Annotated in this window: 20 protein-coding genes and 1 pseudogene; 16 read left to right on the forward strand and 5 right to left on the reverse strand. The window is 65.2% G+C overall.

The annotated features are described in order from the left end of the window. Positions 1–225: 225 nt before the first annotated feature. The 6 genes from VG320_RS24845 (at position 226) to VG320_RS24870 (ending at position 4770) form a co-directional block, all read left to right on the forward strand. A complete protein-coding gene (locus VG320_RS24845; RefSeq protein ID WP_327202717.1) occupies positions 226–486 on the forward strand; it encodes a hypothetical protein in 261 nt (86 codons plus the stop codon). A 306-nt stretch (positions 487–792) separates the two neighbouring features. Further along, positions 793–1443, forward strand: coding sequence for an ABC transporter substrate-binding protein (locus tag VG320_RS24850; protein WP_327202718.1), 651 nt, complete (start codon positions 793–795; stop codon positions 1441–1443). A 340-nt stretch (positions 1444–1783) separates the two neighbouring features. Next, entirely contained in the window at positions 1784–3688 is a 1905-nt protein-coding gene (locus VG320_RS24855) for an AI-2E family transporter (RefSeq protein WP_327202735.1), read from the forward strand. A gap of 119 nt (positions 3689–3807) precedes the next feature. Further along, the gene (locus tag VG320_RS24860; protein ID WP_327202719.1) at positions 3808–4047 is read left to right on the forward strand and encodes a hypothetical protein; all 240 of its coding nucleotides are present in this window, start codon (positions 3808–3810) and stop codon (positions 4045–4047) included. 86 nt (positions 4048–4133) lie between these two features. Further along, on the forward strand, positions 4134–4367 hold the full coding sequence (locus VG320_RS24865) for a FitA-like ribbon-helix-helix domain-containing protein (protein ID WP_327202720.1): 234 nt from the start codon (positions 4134–4136) through the stop codon (positions 4365–4367). Further along, on the forward strand, positions 4354–4770 hold the full coding sequence (locus VG320_RS24870) for a type II toxin-antitoxin system VapC family toxin (RefSeq protein WP_327202721.1): 417 nt from the start codon (positions 4354–4356) through the stop codon (positions 4768–4770). Before VG320_RS24865 ends, VG320_RS24870 begins: the two co-directional genes overlap by 14 nt. 357 nt (positions 4771–5127) lie before the next feature. Here VG320_RS24870 and VG320_RS24875 read toward each other — a convergent pair whose 3' ends face one another. Then, positions 5128–6519 carry an aldehyde dehydrogenase family protein gene (locus VG320_RS24875; protein WP_327202722.1) on the reverse strand — a complete coding sequence of 464 codons (1392 nt, stop codon included), beginning with the start codon at positions 6517–6519 and terminating at the stop codon, positions 5128–5130. Between the two features lie 121 nt (positions 6520–6640). Between VG320_RS24875 and ptrR the strand changes: the two genes are divergently transcribed. Continuing rightward, positions 6641–7513, forward strand: coding sequence for a putrescine utilization regulator PtrR (gene ptrR / locus VG320_RS24880; RefSeq protein WP_327202723.1), 873 nt, complete (start codon positions 6641–6643; stop codon positions 7511–7513). Between the two features lie 191 nt (positions 7514–7704). Here ptrR and VG320_RS24885 read toward each other — a convergent pair whose 3' ends face one another. Beyond that, the gene (locus VG320_RS24885) at positions 7705–9183 is read right to left on the reverse strand and encodes an MFS transporter (protein WP_327202724.1); all 1479 of its coding nucleotides are present in this window, start codon (positions 9181–9183) and stop codon (positions 7705–7707) included. Positions 9184–9348: 165 nt separating this feature from the next. On the opposite strand from VG320_RS24885, the gene VG320_RS24890 reads away from it, so the two are divergent. Beyond that, positions 9349–10221, forward strand: a complete 873-nt coding sequence (locus tag VG320_RS24890; RefSeq protein ID WP_327202725.1) for a LysR family transcriptional regulator — start codon at positions 9349–9351, stop codon at positions 10219–10221. A 28-nt stretch (positions 10222–10249) separates the two neighbouring features. Here the strand turns inward: VG320_RS24890 and VG320_RS24895 are convergent, their stop codons facing one another. The 3 genes from VG320_RS24895 to VG320_RS24905 all read right to left on the reverse strand — a co-directional run bounded on the left by VG320_RS24895 (position 10250) and on the right by VG320_RS24905 (position 13615). After that, complete coding sequence (locus VG320_RS24895; protein WP_327202726.1) at positions 10250–11440, reverse strand: tyrosine-type recombinase/integrase; 1191 nt, start codon at positions 11438–11440, stop codon at positions 10250–10252. 313 nt (positions 11441–11753) lie between these two features. Beyond that, entirely contained in the window at positions 11754–12602 is an 849-nt protein-coding gene (locus VG320_RS24900) for a class I SAM-dependent methyltransferase (RefSeq protein WP_327202727.1), read from the reverse strand. Between the two features lie 26 nt (positions 12603–12628). After that, on the reverse strand, positions 12629–13615 hold the full coding sequence (locus VG320_RS24905) for a LysR family transcriptional regulator (protein ID WP_327202728.1): 987 nt from the start codon (positions 13613–13615) through the stop codon (positions 12629–12631). A gap of 140 nt (positions 13616–13755) precedes the next feature. Between VG320_RS24905 and VG320_RS24910 the strand changes: the two genes are divergently transcribed. The 8 genes and pseudogenes from VG320_RS24910 (at position 13756) to araH (ending at position 24266) form a co-directional block, all read left to right on the forward strand. Beyond that, complete coding sequence (locus VG320_RS24910) at positions 13756–15507, forward strand: IlvD/Edd family dehydratase (RefSeq protein WP_327202729.1); 1752 nt, start codon at positions 13756–13758, stop codon at positions 15505–15507. A 25-nt stretch (positions 15508–15532) separates the two neighbouring features. Then, positions 15533–17110, forward strand: coding sequence for an aldehyde dehydrogenase (NADP(+)) (locus tag VG320_RS24915; protein ID WP_327202736.1), 1578 nt, complete (start codon positions 15533–15535; stop codon positions 17108–17110). Between the two features lie 77 nt (positions 17111–17187). Further along, positions 17188–18551, forward strand: a pseudogene (locus tag VG320_RS24920) (MFS transporter). A 47-nt stretch (positions 18552–18598) separates the two neighbouring features. Continuing rightward, entirely contained in the window at positions 18599–19537 is a 939-nt protein-coding gene (locus VG320_RS24925) for a dihydrodipicolinate synthase family protein (RefSeq protein ID WP_327202730.1), read from the forward strand. A 65-nt stretch (positions 19538–19602) separates the two neighbouring features. Further along, a complete protein-coding gene (locus VG320_RS24930; protein ID WP_327202731.1) occupies positions 19603–20532 on the forward strand; it encodes a Gfo/Idh/MocA family oxidoreductase in 930 nt (309 codons plus the stop codon). 78 nt (positions 20533–20610) lie between these two features. After that, a complete protein-coding gene (locus VG320_RS24935) occupies positions 20611–21615 on the forward strand; it encodes an arabinose ABC transporter substrate-binding protein (protein WP_327202732.1) in 1005 nt (334 codons plus the stop codon). Between the two features lie 45 nt (positions 21616–21660). Continuing rightward, a complete protein-coding gene (gene araG, locus VG320_RS24940; protein ID WP_327202733.1) occupies positions 21661–23220 on the forward strand; it encodes an L-arabinose ABC transporter ATP-binding protein AraG in 1560 nt (519 codons plus the stop codon). Positions 23221–23255: 35 nt separating this feature from the next. Further along, on the forward strand, positions 23256–24266 hold the full coding sequence (araH, locus tag VG320_RS24945) for an L-arabinose ABC transporter permease AraH (RefSeq protein ID WP_327202734.1): 1011 nt from the start codon (positions 23256–23258) through the stop codon (positions 24264–24266). Positions 24267–24441 lie beyond the last annotated feature (175 nt).

The following is a 24441-nucleotide window of genomic DNA, read 5'->3' on the forward strand; positions in this document are numbered from 1 at the left end:
AATCCCTTTGTGATCAGGCGATTCACCCTTTTGCAGGGTGTGCTTGTAGTTTTTACAGTGTGAGCGTGAATGGAGACTGTGGTTGGGTTTTCGAACTTCAGTGCGCCAGCGCACACTGGCGGGCCGGAATCGCTCGCGCGAGCAATTTTCTCGTGGTCGGCGGGTCTGGTACGGAGCTTGCTGGATATATCCCGCCACACACAAAAACGAGGAGAGGGGTGCCACATGAAGATCGATCCGGTTTCACAGGAATCGACGCCGGCAGCATTAGCCGCGGGAGCGGCGGGGGCCACGTTCGCTACGCCGCAGGCGCTGAATGAAGAGGTCGCTGGAGACGATGCAGGCGACGAAAGAGGCCTGCGGTTGCTGTCGAGGTTGTCGTATTGCGTAGCCTGGCTGTTCGGGCTGGAGGCCTTCTTTATGGAGCCTCAGGCTGCGGCCGGTGCGCAGGCGGTTCAAGGTTTTGAAGGGAGGAGGCGCGATTGAAGCGCCGGGACGGCCGGCTGGCGGGTCGATTTCGCTGGCTGGTCGTCACCTGAAGGTTGTCTGAGGTTGTCTGTGTCTTGCTCTGCATTTGCCCGGGTGTTATGCCGGGTGCCTGTAACAAATTCCCGGCATGTGTAACGTAACGTAACAGCCCGTTCGGGCAGTCGCGAGGCGTAACGCTTTGCGCCGTCGCATCCCAGGCCGCAACGGAAAGATCTGAAAAAGCGCTGAAATGCGCGAGGCGCCCGAATGCTTTATAAAAGGGCAAACGTTACTCGTCAGCCTTGAAACCGACCGGGCCTCCGCATGAAGAACTTCCTGATCGCCGCCACGCTGGTTGCGGCCCTGACTACGGCCCTGACGGGCCTCGTTCCCCAAAGCGCCAGCGCCGCGCCCCAGCCTGTGGACCAGACCGACCCGCAGGCCCTCATCAAGACCGCCACCCAGCAGGTGCTGGACGAAGTCCGGACCCAGGCGATCTCGCCCGACGATATCCCGCGCATTCGCGGCATCGTCGACCGCGACATCCTGCCTTACGTCGATTTCCGCCGCACGACCCAACTGTCGATGGGCCCGCACTGGCGCACCGCCTCGCCCGCGCAGCAACAGCAGGTCATGGCGCAGTTCCAGTTGCTTCTGATTCACCTTTACGCCGGCGCGCTCGCCCAGTTGCGGCCCGATCAGCAGATCGAATACGCGCCCATGCGCAACGCCCCGAGCGACACGGACGTGGTCGTTCGCACCCAGGCACAGACGAGCGGCAAGCCCGTGGAGATCGACTATCGCCTCTACAAGAAGCCGCAGGGCTGGCGGCTCTACGACCTGAACGTGCTCGGCGCGTGGCTGATCCAGACTTACCGCGCGCAGTTCAACGAGAAGATCCAGCAAGGCGGCGTCGATGGCCTGATCCAGTTCCTCACGTCGCGCAATCAGCAACTGGAAGCGGGTAAGCCCTGAAAAACCGCAGCGACCCGCAGCGCCGACGACGCGCGCGGACAGCGCGCGCTTTCCCCGGCGGCGCGTCTGCGTTACGCTCGCGCGCGGCATGCCGCTTGCCATCCCATGGTGACGCCCAGCTTCATGTGCTTCGGACGGCGGGCGGCAGTCGTCGAGCCAGTTGCCATCACCCAAACGATTTCGCTCGCTGCCGCCCATCGCGCGCAGCGCGCACTACTCTAAAAGCAGGTGCGCCCCGATGCGCGAGCCCTATCCTCCCCACGAATCCGATGACCCTCACGGTCGCGCTGGCCGCGACCGCTTCGACATGAATTTTCCGCTTCCCCCCGACCGGCCTCAAATGGGCCACGCGCAAGGCGCTGGAGGCAGCCGCCGTAACCGCGTGTTCCCGCCGAGCACGCCCACGGTCCACACGCTCGCCTCGGTCATCACGGGCGTGGTGGTCGTGTGCGGGCTGTACTTCGGCAGCGCGGTGCTGATTCCGATCACGCTTTCTGTGCTGCTGAGCTTTCTGCTTGCGCCGCTCGTCAACGCATTGCGTCGTCTGCGCCTGCCGCAGTTCCTCTCGATCCTGATCGCGGTGTTGGCCACCGTGCTGGCTCTTGCCGGCGTGAGCGCACTGATCTTCGCGCAAGTCGTGCAACTCGCCGCCGATCTGCCGCAGTATCAGGAGGAGATTGAGCAAAAGATCGAGACGGTGCAGCAAAAGACCGTGGGCCGCGCCGATTCGTTGATGACGCGCGCCGCCGCCGCCTTGCAGCGCGTGACGCCCACGCCGCCGCCCGCGCCGCCGCAGCCGCGCGGGCGCGCCGCGCGCAATCAGCCGCAGCAGCCGATGCCCGTTGAAGTCCATACGCCTGCGCCCACGCCGATGCAACTCGCCCAGCGGGCCTTCTCGCCGGTGATCGCGCCGCTGGAGACGGGCTTTATCGTGCTGGTGGTGACGATCTTTATCCTCTTGCAGCGCGAGGACTTGCGCGACCGTCTGATCAGCGTGTTTGGCTCCGACGATCTGCACCGCACGACCACCGCCATCAACGACGCCTCCGAGCGTCTGTCGCGTTACTTCGTCGCGCAGCTTGGGGTGAATGTGTCGGTGGGCGCGGTGCTCGCGGTGGGGCTGGCGGGAATTGGCGTGCCGGGTGCGCTACTGTTCGGCGCGGTGGCGGCGCTGCTGCGCTTCGTGCCGTATATCGGCATCTGGATCGCCGCCGTGATGGCCACGCTGCTGGCCGCCGCGATCCAGCCGCAATGGACCATGGCGGTGTGGACGCTGATCTTCTTCATCGTCGTCGATGTGGTCGCGGGCCAGTTCGCCGAGCCGATGCTCTATGGCCGCCGCTCGGGACTGTCGCCGCTCGCGGTGGTGGTGGCGGCGATCTTCTGGAGCTGGCTGTGGGGGCCGATCGGCCTCGTGCTGTCGACGCCACTCACGCTTTGCATCGTCACGCTCGGTCGTTACGTGGATCGGTTGAATTTTTTGACCATCCTGCTCGGCGACCAGCCCGCGCTCACGCCCGCGCAAACCTGCTATCAACGCCTGCTTGCCGACGACCCGCACGAAGCGCTCTTGCAGGCCGACCGCCTGCTTGGCGAGATGCCGCTCATCGACTATTACGAGCAGGTGGTATTCGAGGGCCTGCGCTTCGCGCGCAACGACGTGCTGCGTGGCGTGCTGCCCGCGGAGCAACTGGCGCGCATCAATCAGGCGCTGCTCGATATCGTCGAGGATCTCGAATCCGTGGACGACTCGCGCCACGCCGCGCTCGAGGACGCCAACGCGCGACGCAACGGCGAAGCGGTCGATGTGCCGCTGGAGGTCCCGCACGACGGCCGACTCGTGCTGTGCGTGCCGGGGCGCGGCGCGTTCGACGAGGTGGTGGCGGCCATTGTCTGCCAGCTGCTGCTGCGCGCACGCATTCCCTGCACGGCGACGACCTACGACGATGTGCGCAACACCAAGGCGGGCATGGTGGATGCGCTCGACATTCACGCGATTTGCGTGGTGTCGCTCGACGCCCCTGAGTCGCCGCCGTACCTTCGCAACCTGGTGCGGCGTGTGCGCGAACGCGCGCCTGACATGCCGATCGTCGTCGGCGTGCGGGCGACGCGCCGCGACGAGGGCATGGGGATTGCCGCCAACGATACCGGCACGCACCTGGCCGCCACGCTGCGCGACCTCGTGGAGGAGTGCGGCACGGCGCTCACGCGTCTACCGGAGGCCGTCGCGCGGCAAAGAATGTGATCCGGCGAATGTGACATTGAATGTGACAGTCATGTCCACGTCACATTCAGGCCTGATGATATGCGCCCCCGTGCCTCAGGTTTGCGCCCTCAGGTTGCGTCACTGCCAGGAGACATGAATTGCTGAGCCCGCACGAGTTCGCCACCCTGATGTTGATCCGCCATGCGCCGGAGCAGATCGACATGAACCGTCACGAACTCGACACCCTGCTTGAACGCCAGCTCGTCGCGCTCGAAACGCGCGCCGAAGGCCACCGCCTGCCGTCGCTCACGACGGCGGGCCACTCGCTGCTCCAGGCACTGGGGCGTGTCGAGCCCGTGCGCGCCGTGCACGACGATATGAGTTTCGATACGCATTGAGGCGGCTTGGCCGCCTCTCGCGTCAACTGTTCGCCGCCTCCCGCACGCCTGCTATCATTGATAGCATTCCATCGTGGAGGTGCGACATGCCCAATCTTCTGGTCCGCAACGTCGATGAAAGCCTCGTGCAGAGTCTGCGCGAGCGCGCGGCTGCACATGGCCGCAGCGCCGAGGCGGAGCATCGTGAAATCCTTGCCCAGGCGCTGCGCAAACCCAGGCGCAGGAACTTTTCCGAAGTTCTGCTCACGATCCCGGAAGTCGGCGACGATGCGGACTTCGAGCGCACCGACGACGACGGAGCGCCGCATGTTTTTGGTTGATACCAATGTGATCAGCGAAGTGCGCAAGCGCGAGCGCGCGAATGCGGGCGTGCAGGCGTTCTTTCGCGACGCCGCGCGGGACGATACCGATATTTATCTGTCTGTCGTGACGGTCGCGGAGCTACGGCGCGGAGTCGAACTGATACGCCATCGTGGCGATGCGGCGCAGGCGTCTCTGCTCGACACCTGGCTCGGGAGCGTGCTGCGCGACTACGGGCAATGTGTCTTGCCGGTCGATCACGATGTCGGCCAGTTGTGGGGGCGGCTGCGTGTTCCTCATCCGGAAAACGCGCTCGACAAGCTGATAGCCGCGACCGCTTTGATTCACGACCTCACCGTTGTCACCCGCAACGTCGACGATTTTGCGGGCACTGGCGCGCGCGTGCTGAATCCATTTCACTAATACCGGGGCGCGCAAAAGGGCTGACTCGAACCGCCCCTGAAACCCGATGCGCGCGCATCCATTTGCTCATTTCGTGCGGGCAAAAAAATCGCCGGCGGTTGCCCGCCGGCGTTCAAGACTTCGACTCTGCATGGTCCCAGAATGAACGGGGACAGGGTATGGTGCGCGGCGCACGGACCGGCAAGTCAGTCGATCCGCTGCCGTGCTCCATAACCTGATTAACGGTTATCGCGGCGAAAGGTTGAATGCGGAAAAACCCGCTTGCTCGTCAACCCTGGCCGCAGCCGGATCGGTAAAAAAGACCTTCCAGCAAGACACGAAGCGCATCGGCTGATCGACACCGCGCTCCGCACCGCCTTAGCGGCGATCGACCCACACCGTCTGGATGTTGCAGAACTCGTGCAGCCCGAAGCTGGACAGCTCGCGCCCGAAGCCGCTCTTCTTCACGCCGCCCACCGTCACGCGCGGGTCCGTCGCCACATCGCCATTGATGAAGACCGCGCCCGTGTCCATTTGCGCAGCCAGTGCGTTGGCACGCTCGACATCGCGCGACCAGATCGTGCCGCCAAGGCCAAATTCGCTATCGTTCGCGAGATCGACGGCGTGCTGTGCATCGCGCGCTACTACGATTGCTGCAACCGGTCCGAACAGCTCTTCCTTGAACGCGGTCATGCCGGGGCGCACGTCCGCCAGCACGGTCGGCGCGTAGTAGTTGCCCGCGCCTTCGATCTTGTTGCCGCCCAGCACGAGGCGCGCGCCTTCGGCGATCGATCGCTCGACCTGGTTGTGCAGTTCGTCGCGCAGGTCGTAACGCGCCATCGGGCCGATGAAGGTGCTGTCCTCGCGCGGCGCGCCGATGCGCAGCGCCTTCACCGCTTCCACAAAACGCGCTTCGAATTCGGCGGCGATGCTTGCTTCGACGATCAGACGCTTGGCCGCGAGGCACACCTGGCCCGTATTGCCGTAGCGGCCCAGCACGGCCGAGCGCACGGCTTCATCGAGATCGGCGTCGGCGAGCACGATGAAGGCGTCCGAGCCGCCCAGTTCCAGCACGCACTTCTTGAGTGCCGCGCCCGCCTGCTGGGCGATGGCCGCGCCCGCGCGCACGCTGCCCGTGACCGCGATGGCGGCGATGCGCGTATCGGCGATCACCGGCGCGACGCGTTCGGGCGGCAGGTTCAGGACTTCGAAGGCGCCTGCGGGCAGATCGGTGGCGGCGAGCGCATCGCGCAGCAGGTATGCGCTGCCCATTACGTTCGGCGCGTGCTTGAGCACATAGGTGTTGCCGGCGAGCAGCATGCTCACCGCGCCGCGCAGCACTTGCCAGATCGGGAAGTTCCACGGCATGACCGCGAGGATGGGCCCAAGCGGGCGGAATTCCTGACGCGCCGTGCCGGTCGGTACCGGCACGTTCAGGGGCGCGAGCATGGCTGGGCCGTTTTCGGCGTACCACTCGGCGAGCGCCGCGCACTTTTCGACTTCGCCGCGCGCCTGGGCGATGGGCTTGCCCATTTCGTCGGCGATCATCGTTGCGAATGCCTGCTTGCGCTCGCGCAGGACGTGCGCGAGCTGGACCAGCACGGCGGCACGCTGGGCGACAGGCGTGTCGCGCCAGACGCGCGCGGCGCCGGCGGTGCGCGCGAGCGCCGCTTCGACGGCGGCTTCGTTGTCGAACGCGTGTGTCGCGATAATTTCGCCGTCGGCGGGATTGCGCGAGACGGCGCCGGTGGTGTCGGGTGTAGCGGTCATGGTGTGCTCCTCTCTATCGGTCATGCGATGAATGCGGCATCGGATGAGCTACAGCATACGATCTGGCAATCCTCAGAAAAAGTGAATAATATTGAATAAATTGTTCTCTAGGAGTGAGGGTGTGGAGCTGGCTCAATTGCTGATCTTTCGCGAAATCGCCGATGCGGGCAGCGTGCAGGCCGCCGCGCAGCGGTTGCACCGCGTGCCGTCCAATCTCACGACGCGCTTGAAGCAACTGGAAGAGGAACTGGGCGCGGAGCTGTTTATCCGCGAAAAGATGCGTCTGCGCCTGTCCGCGACGGGGGCGGCGTTCCTGGACTACACGCGTCGCATTCTCGATCTCGCCGATGAGGCGAAGCTATCCGTGGCCGGCGACGAGCCGCGCGGGGTGCTGCCGCTGGGATCGCTGGAAAGCGTCGCGGCCGTACGGATTCCGGCGGTGCTGGCGGCGTTTCATCGGCGTTATCCGGAGGTGGCGCTCGATCTCTCGACGGGGCCGTCTGGAGAACTGATCGATCGCGTGCTGGAGGGCGAGCTGGCGGCGGCGTTCGTCGACGGGCCGGTCTCGCATCCTTCACTCACGGGCGTGCCCGTGTTCGACGAGGAACTGGTGCTGATTTCGGCGGCCGGGCGCAAGCCCATCAAGCGCGCCAAGGACGTGAACGGCGCGAATATCTACGCGTTCAGGTCGAACTGTTCGTATCGGCGCACGTTCGAGCGCTGGTTCGAGGAGGATTGCGCGGCGCCGGGGCGCGTGTTCGAGCTGGAGTCGTATCACGGCATGCTGGCTTGCGTATCGGCAGGGGCCGGGCTCGCGCTGCTACCGGCGAGCCTGTTGGAGAGCATGCCCAGCCGCGGCGAGGTGATGGCGCATAAGCTGCCCGCTTCAGTGCGCGCAGTGACGATTTTTCTGGTGTGGCGGCGCGATCTGCGTGCGCCGGCGGCGCTTCGGCGCTTGATCGAAATGCTGGAGGCGCAGCGCGCGCAGGGTTGATGCGCACGCCATGAAAAGCGCTCCGGCGCGCTGGCGATATCGAGCGATATCAAGGCGACGCCGGAGCGAACCCCAGTCCAGACCGGCTCAGCGAGCGGCCCAGGCAGTCTCGGAGAAGACTGGGCGCATCGTAGCAAGCGGGTTTGTGCGCGTGAACGAAGGCTTTGGCATAACGTAATCTGGGGGCGGGTTCAATCGTGCGCATGCGGATGAGTATGCAAGCGCCGATGCAATGGCCCCAGCGCCATCGACAACAGCACGCACGCGCCCAGAATCGCCACCAGCGAAAACATCGACACCTTGAAGCCCGCCGCGTAATCGAGCGCCGTGGGATGCGCGCCCAGACGCGCGAAGAACAACCCGCCGAGCGTCGCCGCGCCCACGGCCGCGCCGATCTGCAGCATCGCCGTGACCATGCCGGACGCCACGCCCGCGCGCGCCGGTTCGACTTCTGCGAGCACGATGCGCACCACGGAAGGCAGCACGAGACCCTGGCCGATCCCCATCGCCGCGAGTCCAACGTAGAACCCCGCGCCCGGCGACGTGGCCCCAGCGAGCGCCGCCGCCGTGGCCAGCCCGACCGCAATCAGCACATATCCGAGTGTCAGCACGCGATAGCCGCCGAAGCGCGTCACCAGCCGCGGCATCAAGAGCGGACTCGACAGAAAGCCGATGCCGAACGGCAGGATCGCGAACCCCGAAGCCAGCGGCGACCAGTGCAGCCCGCCCTGCAAATAGATGCCATAGCTCAGGAAAAACGCGCTCATCAGATAGAACAGGAACGCCAGCGCAAGGCCCATCGCGACGACGGGATTGCGCAGCAGCCGCACATCGAGCAGCGGATCCTTGCCCGCCGCGAGCGTGCGCGCTTCTACGCGCAGCAGCAGCCCAAGCACCGGCACCGATGCCGCGAGACAGCACAGCATCCACGCGGGCCAGCCTTCCTCGCGTCCGCGCGTGAGCGGATAGACCAGCATCAGCAGGAACAGCGACAGCAGCAACGTGCCGGGCACGTCGATGCGCGCGCCGCGCGGCGGGCGGCTTTCTGGAATGAAGCGCCAACTACCGAGCAGCGCAAATACGCCAATCGGCAAATTGACGAGAAAGATCGCGCGCCAGCCCAGGCCAAACGGATGCAGGCTGATGAGCGCGCCACCGCCCAACTGGCCGATCACCGCCGCGACGCCGAACACAAAGCCATAGAGGCCCATCACGCGCACCTGTTCGTGCGGTGCGTAGACGCTGCGAATCGTCGCCAGCACTTGCGGCGCGAGCACGGCGGCGAAAAGGCCCTGCAGAATGCGCCCGAGCACGAGCACCGTGCCATCCGAAGCCAGACCACAAAGCGTCGAGGCCAGTACGAAACCCGCCATGCCGATCATGAACATGCGCTTGCGGCCGTACAGATCGCCCAGACGCCCACCCGTGATCTGTGCGACGGCGTTGGCGCAGGCGTAGGCGGAGACCACCAGCTGCAACTGCGACGCGCTGGCCGCAAGACCGTCGTGGATGGCGGGCATCGCCAGATTGACGATGAAGTAATCGACCGGCGGCAGGATGGCGCCGATCAGCAGGACGAAAAGCGCCCAGCCGGAATGCGTGCGCGTGGCGGCGGAAGGGGAAGACGCCGCAGCGACTGGCGGCGCGGCAGTGAGTGTGTCGTCAGTCATGGCAGACCTGCCAAAAAAGGGGGAGGCATCGACGTGCGGTGGCTGGATTGGCGCACTGCACCATGCGGTAAGTCATTGTGCTATAGCACGCATCCGGCGGAAAAGCGGGAATAGGTGGTAGTATCCATCGACTTAATCGATGGATAGCGAAGACAGGGAATCAGCATGCGCGGTTTCGAATTCGATCAGTTGCGCACCTTCACGGTGGTGGCCGACGCGGGCAGCCTCACGGCCGCCGCGCCTGCGCTGCATCTCTCGCAATCCACGGTCAGCGAGCAGATGCGCAAGCTCGAAGCGCGCGCCGGTGTGCCGCTGTTCGTGCGCAGCAAGCGCGGCGTCGAGACCACGCCCGCCGGTGCGAGGCTGCTCACCCACGCGCGCCGCATCGTGGCGCTCAACGAGGCCGCCTTCGACGATCTGCGCGGCCAGGCGATCAAGGGCGAACTGCGTGTCGCCATCACCGATTACTACCGCACCCACGAAGTGGCAGGGATGCTCGCGCGACTGCGCGAGTGCTATCCGCAACTAAGCCTGCACGTGAGCACGATGAAAAGCCCGGAGATCGAGCAGGCGCACGCGCGCGGCCAGATCGATCTGGGCGTGGTGATGAACATGTCGGCGGGCGCGGTACGGCCCGCGCATGGCGACGCGCGTTGGGTCCTGCGCCGCGAACCGCTGCATTGGGTGGCTTCGCCCGCGCTGGAGCAGGCGCTGCCCGATCCGTTGCCGCTCGTGCTGTTGCCGCACGACTGCATGCTGCATCAGATCGCGGTTCATTCGCTGCAGGAACAGGGCCGCGCGTTTGTGATGGGGCATAGCGCGTCGGGCGTGGCCGGCTTGCAGTCGATGCTGGCTGCCGGTCTCGGCGTGGGATGCCTGTGTGCTTCGGCGGTGCCCGACGGCCTTGTGCGGCTGAGCGCGCGTCATCGCCTGCCTGCGCTGCCCGAGGCGGTCTTCTCGCTCACGCCGCCGCTGCCCGGCGAACGCGAATCGGTGACTCAGGCGCGCGAGGTGTTGGCGCGGCAGTTGCTGGTTTGAATATTCGGTTGCAGCGGATAGCCCGCGCTCACCACCCAATCCGATGCTTCTCGTCGGTTTCGCGATGGCGCGTATCGTCGTCGCTATGCAGATAGAGGCTGGTGGTGCTGATCGACGCATGCCCGAGGTTGTCGCGCACGAGCCGTAGATCGACATCGCCATCGGCCATATGGGAGCCTGCGCTGTGGCGCAGCCAGTGCGCCGACGCCGCTTCGAGCCGTGCCGCGCGCGCCTGCGCCTGAGCCGAATCGGCCGCGCCGTCCATTTCGCGCAGTCGCTGCGCCGCGCCCGCGAATATCGCCTTGACGATCGTATGCAGCGCCGTGCGCGTGAGCGGCTTGGTCGATTTGCCGATCGGCAGTACGAGCGGCGTTGTCTCGTGCGGCGAGGGCTGTGCGGCAAGTCCGCGTGCAATGCGATAGCGCGCCAGTTCCGACATCATTTCGGCGGTCGCGGGCACGAGGCGGCGACGTTCGCCCTTGCCCAGCACGTCGAGCCACCAGCGTTCCACGCCCGCGCCGTCGCGCCGCACGAAGAAGTCGCCCATCGTATTCGTGCCGACTTCGGAAATGCGCAGGCCGCCCAGATACAGCAACGTCAGCAGCCAGCGCGTGCGGCCGTGATGCTCGCGCTCGCGTGCGCTTTCGCGCGGCAGGCTATCCACATAGGCCTTCACGTCGTCCCACAGTTCGCGTTCGAGATAGCGCGTGATGCGCGGTGCGGCCCGGCGTGCGCGCTGACGCGACAGCGAAAGCGGATTGCCCGCCAGATAGCCCGCGCTCACGAGCCACGCAAACAGCGTATTGAGGATCACCATCGCCTGACGCTGGCTGGTCGCGGAAAGCGGCCCATAGAAGGGCCGCCAGCGCGCGTCGTCGCGGGCGTGCTTGCGTCCGCCGCCTGCGACCCAGCGCGCGGCGGGCTGCGGATCGGCGAGAAAGTGCTGATACGCGAGCAGGTCCTCATGCGTGAGCGACGACAGCGGTTTGCCCAGTTGCACGATGGCCCAGAGCAGCAGACGCTCGCTTTCCTTGCGATAGGTCTCGAAAGTGGCCTTCGAATCGACGACGCGCGCGAGCCACGCGCGGATCGCTTCGAGGTCGTTGGCGGCCGCGATCTGCGTGCGGCCATGGGCGCGATTCACGCCGTCGCGGCCGTCGAGATCGGCGGGCAGTTCCAGAGCGTCGAGCGGACGGGGAGCGAGCAGGGCGGTGTGCATGGTAAAGCGAGAGCGACGCGATGATGCCGCAATCAAGCGGCAAGTCGAAACGTGAGTGAGGCCACGCGGACTATAACGCGGATCGCCCGATGTCCGAAGACGTTGCCGCAGGCCGCGCAGACGCTGATGGCCCGCGCGGCTTTGTGCGGTACTGCTTTATTTAGGTGGCGGCGTTCACTGCCGCTGCGCTGGCATTGCCCTTACCCCTCACCCCGGCCCTCTCCCCAGGGAGAGGGAGTAGTCAGTGACCCCTCTCCCTGGGAGAGGGGCAGGGGAGAGGCACGGCGCGCCCAATAAAATCGATTTCCTGCGATTAAACCGTCGCAATCAAAAACGATTCGCCTTTTGCGGGTTTCAAGCCGTCGCTGCGCGCGCTGAAATAGCGCGCAACGATTGCATCGGTGCCGATGTGTTCGGCATGCGAGAAACCGGCTTCACGCGCGAGATCGAGCATTTCCTCGGGGCGGAAGAAGCTCACGAACGGCGTGCCTGCCGCGCGTGCGCGCTCGTACACGGCCGCATGCTGCGAGCGCTCCGGCTCGTCGATCATCTCGAGCGGCAGCGTGAAGGTCATGGCGAGCGTGGAGCCGGGCGCGAGTTGCGCGACTTCGCGCAGCGTGGCGAGATTGGCCTCGCGCGTGAGGTACATCGACACGCCCGTGGACGCCAGCACCGCGCGCTGCGTGGCGTCGAAGCCCGCCTTCGCGAGTTGCGCGCGCCACGAATCGCCCGCTTCGAAATCGACGGCCACGAAGCGCAACCAGTCCTGCTCGCGAAAGCCCAGGTCAGCCAGGCGCTGGCGCTTCCAGGTTTGCGTGCCCGGCTGATCGATTTCGTAGACGTGCATGCGCGAGGCGATTTCGGGGCGCCGTTGCGCGAAGGTGTCCAGGCCCGCGCCCAGCAGCACGTACTGCGCGACGCCTTGCGCTGCCTGCGCGGCGACCAGATCTTCGATCAGGCGCGCGCGACCCACGATCGAGGCACGATAGCCGCGCGTGCCTGCGGGGTCCATGTCGGGGCGCTTGCGCCAGTGGGCGTCGGGCGCGGCAAGCTGCATGCCGAGCTCGTCCTCGAGCACATGTGGTTCGGCATCGACCTGGACATGCAACGCGCGCCAGAGCGCGGTGCGGATCGCGGTGGGGTCGGGCATGGAAGCGGACATCTTGTCTCCTTTCGGCTTCGGAAGCGTCAACCCGAAGAATACGACTGCGTCTCCAGCGGCGTCGCGCCATAGGCCTCGGCGCTGACCGCGCGCAACGCTTCGATCATGACTTCCGCGGCGGGCGATAGCAGCCGGTCGGCGCGCGTGATGATGCCGAAGTCGTCCATCTGGCAGTCCATCGGCAGCGGCAGGATCGCGACCATCCCGTGCTCCGCGTAGTAGCGCGCCACGTCGCCGGTAAGGACGGCAATCATGTCGCTTTGCTCCAGCACACGCGTGATGAACAGCAGCGCTGGCGTCTCCACCACGTTTGACGGCGGCGCGAGGCTCGCGCGCTGGAACATCAGCTCGAAGCGATGGCGCAGCACGCTCGCCACGGGTGGCACGACCCAGGTGGCGCGCGCAACATCGGCGAGCGTCAGGGGTTTCCCGGGCGCATCCGCGAGCAATGGATGCCCCGGCCGCACCACGGCGCAGACCGGCTCGCCCGTGAGCGGCTCGTAGCGCAGCGCGAGCTTGTCGTGTTCGGCGGACAGCCGCCCGAGCACTACGTCGAGCTTGTCCTGCGCCAGATGTTCCAGCAGCACGTTACTCGCGTCGATCTCTACCGACACGCGCATGTTCGCGTGCGTGCGCTTGACTGCCGCCACCGCACCCGGCAGCACGCGCACGCCCGGCGAGGTAATCGCGCCCACCGCGACATGGCCCAGCCGCCCGGCCTTGAGCGCGCTGAGTTCTTCCTGCGCCTGATCGAGACTGCCCAGCACCGCGCGCGCGTGGCGGATCAGCGCGTCGCCGTACAGCGTGGGCTTCATGCCGCGCGGCATGCGCTCGAACAGCAGCGCGTCGAGCATTTCCTCAAGCTCGCGCAGCAGCTTGGACGCGGCGGGCTGCGTCATGTTGAGCGCCGCCGCCGCGCGGTGAATATTGCCTTCTTCCGCAAGCGCGACCACGAGCAGCAACTGCCGCGTCTTGAGCCGCGTGCGCACGTACCAGGGGCTTGTCTCCAGCATCTCGACGCCTGATTTCCCAGATAGTTATAAGCGTTTATACCAATGCCGATTTCGATATCGGAACCGTCATTTATTTCATTAGAAGGTTATCAGAGTTCTCCTTAGACTAGGCGGAACATTCAGCCCCATACCTTCATACGATGTCGGCAACGAAACCCAAACTGCGCTCCCAACAGTGGTTCGGCACCACGGACAAGAACGGCTTCATGTACCGAAGCTGGATGAAGAATCAGGGCATTCCGGATCACGAGTTCGATGGCCGCCCGGTCATCGGCATCTGTAATACGTGGTCGGAACTCACACCCTGCAACGCGCACTTTCGCAAGCTCGCCGAGCATGTGAAGCGCGGCATCTACGAGGCGGGCGGCTTCCCGGTCGAATTCCCGGTGTTCTCGAACGGCGAATCGAACCTGCGTCCCTCGGCGATGCTCACCCGCAATCTCGCCTCGATGGACGTGGAAGAGGCGATCCGCGGCAATCCCATCGACGCTGTCGTGCTGCTGTGCGGCTGCGACAAGACCACGCCCGCGCTCTTGATGGGCGCGGCGAGTGTGGACGTGCCCGCCATCGTCGTGACGGGTGGCCCGATGCTCAACGGCAAGCTCGAAGGTAAGGACATTGGCTCGGGCACGGCGGTGTGGCGTCTGCATGAATCGCTCAAGGCTGGTGAGATCGACCTGCATCATTTCCTCGCAGCGGAAGCGGGCATGTCGCGTTCGGCGGGCACCTGCAACACCATGGGCACCGCTTCGACGATGGCCTGCATGGCGGAGTCGCTGGGCGTTTCGCTGCCGCACAACGCGGCGATTCCGGCCGTGGACGCGCGCCGCTACGTGCTTGCGCACATGTCGGGCATGCGTATCGTGCAGATGGCGCTGGAAGACCTGACGCTCTCGAAGATTCTCACGCGCGAGGCGTTCGAGAACGCGATCCGCACCAACGCGGCAATTGGCGGCTCGACCAATGCCGTGATCCACCTGAAGGCGATTGCGGGGCGCATTGGCGTGCCGCTCGAACTGGAAGACTGGCAGCGCATTGGCCGCAGCACGCCGACCATCGTCGATCTGCAGCCGTCGGGCCGCTTCCTGATGGAAGAGTTCTATTACGCGGGCGGCCTGCCCGCCGTGCTGCGCCGTCTGGGCGAAGCGAACCTGCTGCCGCATCCGGACGCGCTCACCGTCAATGGCAAGTCGATCTGGGACAACGTGCGTGAAGCGCCGAACTACAACGACGAGGTGATTCGCCAGATCGAGAATCCGCTGATCGCGGACGGTGGCATCTGCATCCTGCGCGGCAATCTCGCGCCGCGCGGCGCGGTGCTCAAGCCCTCGGCGGCCACCCCCGAATTGTTGAAGCATCGCGGTCGCGCCGTGGTGTTCGAGAATTTCGATCACTACAAGGCCACCATCGGCGACGAGTCGCTCGACGTCGACAAGGACTCGATCCTCGTGATGAAGAACTGCGGCCCGCGCGGTTATCCGGGCATGGCGGAAGTCGGCAACATGGGTCTGCCGCCCAAGCTGCTGCGCCAGGGCGTGAAGGACATGGTGCGCATTTCGGACGCGCGCATGAGCGGCACGGCCTACGGTACGGTGGTGCTGCATGTCGCGCCGGAAGCGGCGGCGGGCGGCCCGCTTGCCGCCGTGCGCAACGGCGACTGGATCGAGCTGGATTGCGAATCGGGCCGTCTGCATCTGGACATCAGCGACGAGGAACTGCAACGCCGCCTGAGCGATGTCGATCCAGCCGCCGCGCCGGGTGTGGCTGAGCAGATCGGCAAGGGCGGCTATGCGCGCCTCTATGTCGATCACGTGCTGCAGGCCGACGAGGGCTGCGATCTCGACTTCCTGGTAGGCAAGCGGGGCAGCGCCGTGCCGCGCCATTCACACTGACGCGGGGGAGCGTTTCATCATGACGATTGCACTGACCGGAGAATTGCTGATCGGCTCGCACGCGAAGCGCGGCGAAGGCGCGGCGTTTCAATCCATCGACGCCGCAAGCCAGCTAGCCATCGCGCAGCCGGTTTTCCACGGCGCATTGCAAAGCGATGTCGATCAAGCCTGCACGCTCGCCGACGAAGCGTTCGACGCGTATCGCGCCTTGTCTGCCGAACAGCGCGCGCAATTCCTCGACGATTGCGCGGCGCGCATCGAAGCGCTTGGCGAGCCGCTGATTGAACGCGCCATGGCCGAAAGCGGCCTGCCGCGCGCGCGTCTGGAAGGCGAGCGCGCACGCACTGCGAATCAACTGCGCATGTTCGCGACGCTCGTGCGCAGCGGCGACGCACTCGACGCGCGCATCGAACCGGCGTTGCCCGAGCGTCAGCCGCCGCGCACTGATCTGCGCTTCTGGCGCATCGGCGTGGGGCCGGTGGCGGTGTTCGGCGCGAGTAATTTTCCACTGGCGTTTTCGGTGGCGGGCGGCGATACGGCTTCCGCACTAGCGGCCGGCTGCCCGGTGGTCGTGAAGGCGCATCCCGCGCATCCGGGTACGTCGGAACTCGTGGGCCGCGCGATCCAGCAGGCGGTGGCGGCGGCGGGCTTGCCCGAAGGCGTTTTCTCGCTGCTATTCGACGCGGGTCATGAAGTGGGCGTTGCGCTCGTGCAGCATCCCGCGATTCGCGCGGTCGGTTTTACCGGCTCGCGTGCGGGTGGCCTCGCGCTCGTCAAGCTCGCGGCGGCGCGCGCCGAGCCGATCCCCGTCTACGCCGAAATGAGCAGCGTGAATCCCAACCTGCTGCTGCCCGGCGCACTGGCCGCGCGCGGCGAGGCGCTGGCGCGTGAATTCGCGGCGTCGGCGACGCTGGGTTGCGGGCAGTTCTGCACCAACCCCGGTTTGATGCTGGGTCTGGCGGGCGCGGATTTCGACGCCTTCGCCGCCAACGCCGCGCGCGAATTCGGCGCGGCGAACCCGGGCGTGATGCTGACCACCGGCATTCTGGGCGCTTACGAACGCGGCGTTGCTCGCCTCGCGCAGCACACCAACGTGACGACGCTCGCACGCGGCGCGGCAGCGCCCGGACGTGCCCAGAGCGCGCTCTTCAAAGTCGGCGCGCGCGATTTGCTGGCCGATGCAACGCTTGGCGAGGAAGTGTTCGGTCCCAGCAGCGTGCTGGTCGAATGTGCCGACGAAGGCGAGTTGCGCGCGGTGCTGCGCGGTATTGAAGGACAACTGACGATCACCCTGCACATGGAAGCCACCGACGCCGATCTCGTGCGCACGCTCCTGCCGCTCATCGAGCGCAAGGCTGGCCGCGTGCTGGCCAACGGTTTCCCGACCGGCGTGGAAGTGTGCGACGCGATGGTCCACGGCGGCCCGTTTCCGGCGACGTCCGATGCGCGCAGCACGTCGGTGGGCACGGCGGCGATCGAACGCTTCCTGCGCCCGGTCTGCTACCAGAATCTGGCCGATGACCTGCTGCCCGACGCCCTGCGCGATGCGAATCCGCTGGGTATTCGTCGGCGTTTCGCAGCTAAACCTGAGAGCGTGAAATAGATCGACCCGTTGCCCACGAGATCCACGCACGACGTGGACTGGCGACACGCTGGAGTCACAGGAAGGAGACAGACAGGATGACAAATCCGCAGGTGCAGCAGCAGGGCAAGACCGAAGCGGGCGCAGAGGAAAAGCTTATCGTCGGCCATATCGCGCGCCGCCTCGTGCCGTTTCTCGCGTTGATCTACGTGGTGGCTTACGTCGACCGCACGGTGGTGGGCTTCGCGAAACTGCACATGAACGCGGCGGTGGGCCTGAGCGACGCGGCGTATGGTCTGGGCGCGGGCCTTTTCTTCGTCGGCTATTTCCTCTGCGAAGTGCCGAGCAATCTCGCGCTCGCGCGCTTCGGCGCACGCGTGTGGTTTGCGCGCATTCTCTTCACGTGGGGCGCGATTACGATGGCGATGGCCTTCGTCAGCGGTCCGAAGAGTTTTTATCTGCTGCGCTTTCTGCTGGGTGCGGCTGAAGCGGGTCTCTATCCTGGCATCCTGTTCTTTCTCACGCATTGGTTTCCGCTGCGTCATCGCGCGCGCGTGATCGGACTGCTTGTGCTGGCGCAGCCGATCGCGGGCATCGTCACCGGGCCGATTGCGGGCGCGCTGCTCGAAACGCACGGTTTTTTCGGGCTCTCGAACTGGCAGACGCTGTTTGTCGTGAGCGGCCTGCCCGCCGTGCTGCTGTGCCTTCCCACGCTGCGCCTGCTGCCCGAGTCGCCCGCGCATGCACGCTGGCTTGACGCCGATAAGCGCCGCTGGATCGAGCGCGAACTGGCCGCCGACCGCCGCAGCTATTCGCTCGACGCGCATCGCAATCCGTTCAGCGCCCTGAAGGACCGCCGCGTACTGCTGCTCGCGCTGCTGTTCCTGCCGTTTCCGCTGTGCATCTATGGTTTGTCACTCTGGTTGCCTACCATTATCAAGGCGTTTGGCGTGAGCGATTCGACGGCGGGCTTGCTTAGCGCGGTGCCGTATCTGTTCGCGGTGGCGGGCCTGTTGATCGTGCCGCGCCATTCGGACAAGCATCGCGAGCGCTATGGGCATATCGTCGTGGTGTCGGCGGTTGCGGCACTGACGATGGCCGCGAGCGCCTGGGTCCGCGCGCCCGCGCTGCAATTGCTGTTCATCAGCCTGACCGCGTTTTCGCTCTATTCGATTCAGGCCGGCTCTATTCGATTCAGGCCGTGGTCTGGGCATTGCCCGGCGAGTTTCTGACCGGCACGAGCGCGGCCGTGGGGATTGCGATGATCAACTCGCTCGCGAATCTGGGCGGTTATCTCGGCCCTTACGGCATCGGACTGATCAAGGACGCGACAGGCAGCCTTGCGGCCGGACTGTATTTTCTCGCGGCCACGCTGGTGATCGCGGTGCTTGCGACCTTCGCCGTTCGCGCCGCGCTGCGTACGCCGGTGCGAAGCGATGGCGCGTTGATTCGCGAATCGTAACCCAGGTATGAGCGTGTAACACCCCTTTTCGAAGCAGGATTGACGACATGACAACGAGCAGCACGCCCCTTGAGCCACGTTACAAGGGCATTTTCCCGGTGGTGCCGACCACCTTCACCGCAAGTGGCGACCTCGACCTGCCCAGCCAGAAGCGCGCCGTCGATTTCATGATCGACGCGGGCGTGGACGGCCTGTGCATTCTCGCCAACTTCTCCGAGCAGTTCTCGCTCTCCGACGACGAGCGCGAAATCATCACGCGCACCGTGCTCGAACACGTCGCGGGCCGCGTGCCCGTGATCGTCACCACCACGCACTACGGTTCGACCGTCTGCGCGGCGCGCAGCAAGCGCGCACAGGACATGGGCGCGGCGATGGTGATGGTGATGCCGCCGTATCACGGCGCAACCTTCCGCGTGCCCGAAGCGCAGATCTACGAGTTCTACGCGCGCGTGTCCGACGCGATCGACATTCCGATCATGATCCAGGACGCGCCCGCTAGCGGCACGGTGTTGTCCGCGCCGTTCCTCGCGCGCATGGCCCGCGAGATCGAGCAGGTCTCGTACTTCAAGATCGAGACGCCGGGCGCGGCCAACAAGCTGCGCGAACTGATCCGCCTCGCGGGCGACGCGGCCGAAGGCCCGTGGGACGGCGAAGAAGGCATCACGCTGCTGGCGGACCTCAACGCAGGGGCGACGGGCGCGATGACGGGCGGCGGCTTTCCCGACGGCATCCGGCCGATCATCGTGGCGCACCGCGAAGGCCGCACCGACGACGCCTTCACGCTCTACCAGAAGTGGCTGCCGCTCATCAATCACGAGAACCGTCAGGCCGGGCTGCTGGCCTGCAAATCGCTGATGCAGGAAGGCGGCGTGATCGACTGCGAACTGCCGCGCCATCCGCTGCCCGCGATGCATCCCGATACGCGCGCCGAATTGATTGCGATTGCGCGCAAGCTCGATCCGCTCGTGCTGCGTTGGGGAAAGTAAATCATTCGGTATCCAGAATAAAATAATTCTCCTTGAGTGAAATGAACTAAGGATTGGAGATCGCCATGAATGCGTCGTACACCCTGGCTGTCGTCGGCGTTGGCAAGATCGCGCGCGACCAGCATCTGCCTGCTATCGCGGGCAATCCCGGTTTTGAACTGGTGGCCGCCGCGAGTCGCAATGCGCAAGTCGATAACGTCCGCAACTACGGCGATATCGACGCGCTGCTAGGCGCCGAGCGCGATCTCGACGCCGTGTCGCTGTGCGCGCCGCCGCAGGTGCGTTACGCACAGGCGCGAGCGGCGCTCGAAGCGGGCAAGCACGTGATGCTGGAAAAGCCGCCCGGCGCCAGCGTGAGCGAAGTGGAAGCGCTGCGCGAACTCGCAAGGCAACACAAGCGCACGCTGTTCGCCACCTGGCATTCGCGCTGCGCGAGTGCGGTCGAGCCTGCGCGTGCATGGCTCGCGCAGCGCACGCTGCGCGCCGTGCATGTGCGCTGGAAAGAGGACGTGCGTCGCTGGCATCCGGGTCAGCAATGGATCTGGGAACCGGGCGGCCTGGGTGTGTTCGATCCGGGCATCAATGCGCTCTCGATTGTCACGCGCATCCTGCCGCGCGAAGTGCTGCTGCGCGGCGCGACGCTACATGTGCCGAGCGATTGCGCCACGCCGATTGCCGCTGAACTCGATTGCATCGACACGGACGGCGTGCCCGTGCGTGCCGAATTCGACTGGCGTCACGGCCCGGTCGAGCAGTGGGAAATCGACGTGGAAACCACTGACGGGCTGCTGTCGATTTCGGAGGGCGGCAAGCGCCTTTCGATTAACGGCGAACCGGTCAATCTCGATGCCGAACGCGAATACGCCGCGCTCTACGAGCGTTTCCACTGGCTTATCGCGCATGGCACGGAAGACGTGGATGTGCGCCCGCTGCGCCTCGTCGCGGATGCGTTCCTGCTAGGCAGGCACGTCGAAGTCGAGGCCTTCGGTCACTGACCGTCTGCCGTCATTCATTCGGATCGCTAATCAACACGACGCAACAATAGCAACAACCACACCCAAGGAGACAGGAGCATGACCAGCAACATCCGCCGCTTTACCCTTCGCGCCGTGCTCGCGGCATTGTGTGTCGCGCCGCTCGGCATGAACATCGCGGCGCACGCCGATTCGCCCACCAAGATTGGCTTTCTCGTGAAGATGCCGGAACAGGCCTGGTTCATCAACGAGCAGAAGGCCGCCTCGGCCTTGGGCCAGAAGGAGAACTTCTCGGTCGTCAACATCGGCACGCCCGACGGCGAAAAGGTGCTGGCCGCTATCGACAATCTGGGCGCGCAAGGCGCCCAGGGCTTCGTGATCTGCGCGCCCGACGTGCGTCTCGGACCGGCGATCCAGGCGCGCGCCAAGCGCTACAACATGAAGTTCGTGACGGTCGACGATCAACTCGTGGATTCGTCGGGCAAGCCGCTGGCGAGCGTGCCGCATCTGGGCATGTCGGCGTTCAAGATCGGCAATCAGGTGGGTACGGCCATCGCCGAGGAAATGAAGCGCCGCGGCTGGAAGCCGGAGGAAGTGGGCGCGCTGCGCATCACCGACTATGAATTGCCGACGGCCAAACTGCGTACCGATGGTGCGACGGCGTCGCTGATCGCGGGCGGCTTCAAGAAGGAAAACATCTTCGACGCGCCGCAAAAGACCACCGACGACGAAGGCGGCTTCAACGCAGCGTCGCCGGTGCTGGCCCAGCATCCGAACATCAAGAAGTGGGTGGTCTTCGCGCTCAACGAAGAAAGCGTGCTGGGCGCCGTGCGCGCAACGGAGCAACTGCATCTGCCGGCAAGCGATGTGATCGGCGTGGGCATCAACGGTGCGGGCGAAGCCTTCGCCGAATTCCAGAAGAAGCAGCCCACGGGCTTCTACGGCACGATCGCCGTCAGCTCGACCAATCACGGCAAGGACAGCGCGCAGAACCTCGTCGAGTGGATTCGCGACGGCAAGCAGCCGCCCGCCGATACGCAGACCACCGGCAAGCTGATGACGCGTGAGAACTGGACGGCCGTGCGTAGCGAACTGGGTATTTAAGGTTCGCTTCGGCAAGTAAGGCTTTGGAGAAAGGGCAGGGATGCAATGACTGAAACCATGACGAATGTCGATGCGGCCAATACCGTCGATGGGGCGAGCGCTGCGGTTCAACAGGGGAAACGCGCGTATCTGGAGCTTGACGGCATCACCGTGAGCTTTCCAGGCGTGAAGGCGCTCGACCGCGTGTCGCTCGAAGTGCGCGCGGGCGAGGTGCACGGCCTGATGGGCGAGAACGGCGCGGGTAAATCCACGCTGCTCAAGGTGCTCTCGGGCGTGAACCAGGCGCAGGAAGGCACGCTCAGGCTCGGTGGCGTGGAGCAGCGCTTCGCGACCACGAAGGCGGCGCTCGACGCTGGCATCGCGATCATCTATCAGGAATTGCATCTCGTGCCCGAACTCACCGTGGCCGACAACCTGATGCTCGGGCAATTGCCCAATCGCATGGGCGTGCTCGACGAGCGCACGCTCGTACAGCGCGCGATGGACGAACTCAAGCGCCTGGGCGAGCGCATTGACCCGCGCACGCCGGTCAAGAATCTCTCCATCGGCCAGCGCCAGATGATCGAGATCGGCAAGGCGCTGATGCGCGATGCGCGCGTAATCGCCTTCGACGAGCCGACCAGTTCGCTCTCCGCGCGCGAGACGGAGAACCTCTTTCGCATCATCAACGCGCTGCGCGCGGACGGCCGCGCGATCATCTACGTCACGCACCGCATGGACGAGGTGTATGAGCTGTGCGACCGCGTGACGGTGTTCCGCGACGGCAAGCGCATCGAGACTTTCGAGTCGGTAGCAGACCTTGACCGTAATCGCCTGATCGCGGCGATGGTGGGCCGCTCGATCGAGGACGTGTATGGCTATCGCGCACGCCAGGCCGGCGATGTGCTGCTCGAAGCGAAGGGGTTGCTCGGGCCGGGGCTGGCTGAACCGGTGTCGTTCACCGCACGGCGCGGCGAGATCGTCGGCTTCTTCGGACTGGTGGGTGCGGGTCGCTCGGAATTGATGAAGCTGATCTATGGCGCGACGCGCGCGAGTGCCGGCCATGTCGAACTGAACGGCCGGCGCGTGAATTTCGCGAGTCCGCGCGACGCCGTGCGCGCTGGCATCGCGCTGTGCCCGGAGGACCGCAAGCAGGAAGGCATCGTGGCGATTGCCTCGGTAGCGGACAACCTCAACATCAGCGCGCGCCGCCACTTCAGTCCCGCGCGTTTTCTGCTCGACGCGAAGCGCGAGCGCGATCTCACGCAGGACTACATCAAGAAGCTCGCGATCAAGACGCGCAATGGCGATACCGCCATCGGCACGCTGTCGGGCGGCAACCAGCAGAAGGTGATCCTGTCGCGCTGGCTGGCCGAGCGTATCGAAGTTTTCCTGATGGACGAACCCACGCGCGGCATCGACGTGGGTGCGCGCGCCGAAATCTACAACCTGCTTTATGAACTCGCGGAAGCGGGCCGCACCGTGATCATGGTGTCGAGCGATCTCGCCGAAGTGATTGGCGTGGCCGACCGCATCATCGTGATGCGCGAAGGGCGCATTGCGGGCAGCGTGCCGAAGGCCGACGCCTCGCCCGACCAACTGATCAAGCTCGCGCTGCCGCGCTGAGCAAGATTGAATCGTAATCCGGATTAAAACCAGAGATGAGTCAAGCCATGCAGCCACAGGGCACGCCTACCGTCAACGAAGCCGCCGCGCCGATCACGCCGTCGCGTGCGCGTGCGTGGGACATGATCAACAAATCGGGCATCGTGGTGGTGTTCGTGGTGCTGTTCGCGGTGCTTTCCGCGACGGTGCCCGACTTCCTCACGACCCGTAATATTCAGGGCCTTCTGCTCTCCGTCACGCTGATCGGTTCGATCGCCGTGACCATGATGTTCGTGCTCGCGCTGGGCGAAGTCGATTTGTCCGTCGCGTCGATCGTCGCGTTTTCGGGCGTGGTGGCTTCGACTGTCATCACGCAGTCGCATAGCGTGCTGCTGGGGATCGCCGCGGGCATTCTCGCCGGCGGTGCGGTGGGCCTGGTCAACGGCGTGCTGATCGCGCGTTTCAAGATCAATTCGCTGATCGCCACGCTCGCGATGATGGAAGCGGTGCGGGGCCTGGCCTTCCTCACCTCGAACGGCGACGCCGTGATGATCTCGGAAGAGCGCTTCTTCGATCTGGGCGGCGGCTCGTTCCTGGGCATCTCGTTTCCGATCTGGAGCAACATCGTCGGCTTCGTGGTGTTCGGCTTTCTGCTCAAGAAAACCGTGTTCGGCAAGAACGTGCTTGCGGTGGGCGGCAACGGCGAGGCCGCGCGTCTCGCGGGCCTGCCGGTCACGCGCATCAAGATCACCGTGTTCGTGCTGCAAGGGCTGGTGACGGGCTTTGCGGGCGTGATGCTGGCTTCGCGCATGAGTCTGGGCGATCCGAAGACCTCGGTCGGGCTGGAGCTGGGTGTGATTTCGGCCTGCGTGCTGGGCGGCGTGTCGCTCACGGGCGGCGTGGCGACCATCTCAGGCGTGCTGGTGGGCGTGCTCATCATGGGCGCGGTGCAGGACGCCATGAGCCTTATGAACGTGCCGACGTTCTACCAATACCTGATTCGCGGCGGCATTCTGCTGCTGGCCGTGCTGTTCGACCAGTTCCGCCGCAGCAAGCGGGCTGTGTGAAATGTTCTGATTTGCCGTAGGAATGAATGAAGAGAAATGAAGGATTTTTTCGTTCGGGACATGGCTAACGGAGCGGGGATTTGACCTCAGGCAAGGAGCCGCCTGAGATGATGCATGCGATTGCGGGAAAGGGATTTTTGAGCCAGCGGCGTGATTACCATCACGCCCAATCGCA

The sequence above is a fragment of the Paraburkholderia sp. genome (assembly GCF_035948235.1).
Classification (GTDB): Bacteria; Pseudomonadota; Gammaproteobacteria; order Burkholderiales; family Burkholderiaceae; genus Paraburkholderia.